Origin of the sequence: Phenylobacterium sp. (assembly GCF_030681155.1) — a bacterium.
Lineage (GTDB): Bacteria > Pseudomonadota > Alphaproteobacteria > Caulobacterales > Caulobacteraceae > Phenylobacterium.
The window spans coordinates 1-3,426 of record NZ_JAUXXE010000074.1 but is presented as its reverse complement, the minus strand read 5'-3'; the positions used below and the strand labels follow the sequence as shown (position 1 = coordinate 3,426).

At 65.6% G+C, this 3,426-nt stretch carries 3 protein-coding genes; all 3 read right to left on the bottom strand.

Going from position 1 to position 3,426, the window contains the following annotated elements:
* Positions 1–244 precede the first annotated feature (244 nt).
* Positions 245–1,165: an Hsp33 family molecular chaperone gene (locus Q8M13_RS19685; RefSeq protein ID WP_305301923.1), complete on the bottom strand. Its 921-nt coding sequence runs from the start codon at positions 1,163–1,165 to the stop codon at positions 245–247.
* Between the two features lie 67 nt (positions 1,166–1,232).
* A complete protein-coding gene (gene argF, locus Q8M13_RS19680; RefSeq protein WP_305301922.1) occupies positions 1,233–2,171 on the bottom strand; it encodes an ornithine carbamoyltransferase in 939 nt (312 codons plus the stop codon).
* Between the two features lie 100 nt (positions 2,172–2,271).
* A partial coding sequence (locus Q8M13_RS19675; RefSeq protein WP_305301921.1) for an aspartate aminotransferase family protein occupies positions 2,272–3,426 on the bottom strand: 1,155 nt, incomplete at its 5' end.

Here is a 3,426-nt window from a genome sequence, read left to right as displayed (position 1 = left end):
CCAAACAACCATCTCAGGTCTGCGCTAGGGACACCGCCCCCAGGCTCACCAAAACAGCCCGGTCAACACACTCCTCAACAAACCTTTCCGAAACAAAAACAACAGCTTGTCCGCCGCCAACCCCGTCTCCGTCCGGCCCGTTTCCGAGCGAGGGCGGCTTCTAACCGGGCCCTCTCCGGTGCGCAATAGCCGATCACGTTTCGGCGACATTTTCTTGCGGAGAACTCGCCGAACCCCTTGGGGCTCAGGCTTCGTCGTCGGCGATTGTCGCCGGGTCGATGGCGTAGACTCGCGAGCAATACTCGCAGGTCACCCGAATCTGGCCGTCATCCTCGACCATCTCGGCGCGCTCTTCCTGACCGAAGGATTTGAGCACCGTCTCTATCCGCTCCTGCGAACAACGGCAGAAGGCCTGGAGTTGCTTGGGCTCGAACACCCGCACCCCATCCTCATGGAAGAGACGGAACAGCAGGGTCTCGGCCGAGATCGTCGGATCCAGCAACTCGTCTTCACCAATTGTCTCGAAGAAGGCCTGGGAGCGGACCCAGGCTTCGGCCGTCGAGCCGCGCGCATCGTCCTCGGCGATGTTCTGGATAAGCATGCCGCCGGCGCGCCAACGCATCCCCTCGCCGAGATCGGCGCGGCCGACCGCCAAGCGCACCCGGGTCGGGGTCTGCTCGGACTGGGCGAAGTACTGCTCTGCGCACAGGGCGAGCGTCTCGCCTTCGATCGCCGTAACGCCTTGATAGCGGTCCATGTCCGGGCCCTGGTCCACAGTCATGATGAAGACGCCCTGGCCCAGCAGGCTCTTGGCGCCCGCCCGCACGAAGCCCGTTGCGAGCTCGGCCACCTTCTCTTCATCGAAGCGGCAATAGCCGCGTAGCGATCCGGAGGTGTCGTAGTCGGCGACCACATAACGCACGGGGCCATCGCCCTGCGCCTGGACGATCAACCGCCCATCAAACTTCAGGCTGGAGCCGACCAGAGCGGCGAGCGCGCAGGCCTCGCCCAGCAGGTTGGCGACCGGCTCGGGATAGTCGTGGCCGGAAATGATCTCGTGGACGGCCGCGCCCATGCGAACGAGGCGGCCGCGCACGGACTCCCCTTCGATCTGGAAGGGGGCGACGATGTCATCGGGGGCGATTTGAAGAGCGATATCGGACATGGTGCGGGGATATAGGCGTGCCGTGGTTCAGTTGCGAGCTTCAGCGTCCCTTCCCGCCCCGTAGCCCTCAGCCGATCGCGCCGAAACACCAGGCCAGGATCGACTTCTGGGCATGGATGCGGTTTTCCGCCTCATCCCAGATCACCGAGCGCGGTCCGTCGATCACCGCGTCGGTCACTTCCTCTCCGCGGTGCGCGGGCAGGCAGTGCATGAAGATGCCATCCTTGTCGGCGAGCGACATCAGGTCCTCGTCGACCTGATAGGGCTCAAGAGCCGCCAGGCGCTCGTCGTGGTCGGTGTCGCCCATGGAGACCCAGGTGTCGGTCAATACGCAGTCGGCGCCCCGCACGGCTTCGCGCGGGTCATCGGTCGTCATGATCTGGCCCTGCAAGTCGGCGGCGCGCGCCAGGTCCATCAGATCGGGGTGGTAGACCGCCGGGCTGGCGATGTTGAGCTTGAAGCCCAGCTTCGGCGCAGCATGAATGAAGCTGGAGCACATGTTGTTGCCGTCGCCGACCCAGGCGAAGGTCCTGCCCCCCACCGGGCCACGATGCTCCTCGAAGGTCATCAGATCGGCGATGATCTGGCAGGGGTGCCCCTTGTCGGACAGGCCGTTGATCACCGGCACGCTCGAGGCGTAGGCCAGCCGCTCCACGTCGTCATGACTATTGGCACGCAGCATGATGGCGTCGACCATACGCGACAGCACCTTGGCGGTGTCTTCGATGCTCTCCCCGCGACCGAGTTGCATGTCGTTGGCGGTGGAGATGATGACGTCGCCGCCAAGTTGGCGCATCGCTGCGTCGAACGAGAAGCGCGTCCGGGTCGAGTTCTTCTGGAAGATCATCGCCAGGGTCCGCTCGCGGGCCGGGGCGTCGCCGTCCACACGGCCCTGCGGCCAACCGCGGCGCGCGGCCTTGCGGGCCTTGGCGTCGTCAAGGATGGCGCGCAGGTCGGCCGGCTCAAGCCGCCAGAGGTCGACGAAGTGTCTCGGAGGTTGGGTCATCGAATAGCTCCAACTCCGGTCGCCTCGATCATTGATCGGGGCCCAGGTCCGCTGGAAAGACCGGAGAGCTTGATGTGGATCCTTGCCGGATCGAACGGAGTTAGGCGGCCGCCTTGGCCTTGGCGCGGGCCGCTTCGCAGGCCTGCTCCAGCTTGCTCGCCGCTTCACGCGCTTCCTCAAGGGTGAGGTTGAGCGGCGGCAGCAGGCGAACGCAATTGTCGCCGCCGCCCGCGATCAGCAAGTGCTGGTCGCGCGCATGCTGCATGAACTCGCGGTTCGGCGTGGCGAGCTTCAGCCCCATCAGCATGCCCTTGCCGCGGATATCGACCACGACGTCGGGATAGCGGTCCTTCAGACCATTGAACTGCTGGGTGAAGTAGCCGGAGACTTCACGGACGTGGTCCATCAGCTCGGGCTTGGCGAGCTCTTCCATCGAAGCCAGCGCCACGGCCATGGCCAGCGGATTCCCGCCGTAGGTCGAGCCGTGCGAGCCGACTGTCATACCGGCGCCGGCTTCGGCGCTGGTCACGCAGGCGCCGACCGGGAACCCGCCGCCGAGCGCCTTGGCGAGCGCCAGGATGTCCGGCTTCACGCCATCGGCCCACTCGTAGGCGAACAGCTTGCCGGTCCGGCCGAGGCCGCACTGGATCTCGTCAAAGATCAGCAGGGCCCCGGTTTCGTCGCAGAGCTGGCGCAGCGCCTTCAGGCTCTGCTCCGACAGCGAACGCGCGCCGCCCTCGCCCTGTACCGGCTCGACGATGATCGCCGCCGTGGTCGGGCCGACAGCGGCTTTCAGGGCGTCCATGTCATCGAAGGGCAGTTGCACAAAGCCCGGCATCCGGGGGCCGAAGCCTTCCAGATAGGCCGCATTGCCGGAGGCGTTGACCGCGGCCAACGTCCGGCCGTGGAACGAGCCCTCAAAGCCGATGATGTCGATCCGCTCAACGTCGCCGCGGGCCCAGTGATATTTGCGCGCGGTCTTGATGGCGCACTCGATCGCCTCAGCGCCGGAGTTGGTGAAGAACACCTCGTCCAGCCCGGTCACGTCGGTCAGCACCTTGGCTAGCTTTTCCTGGCCCGGGATCTTGAAGACGTTCGAGACGTGCCACAGCTTCTCGGCCTGATCCTTTACGGCTTGGACCAGCTTGGGGTGGGAGTGACCCAGCGCGTTGACCGCGATGCCGGCCATGCAGTCGAGATAGGCCTCGCCGTCCGTGGTGAACAGTCGCGCGCCCTCGCCTCGCTCGAACGCCAG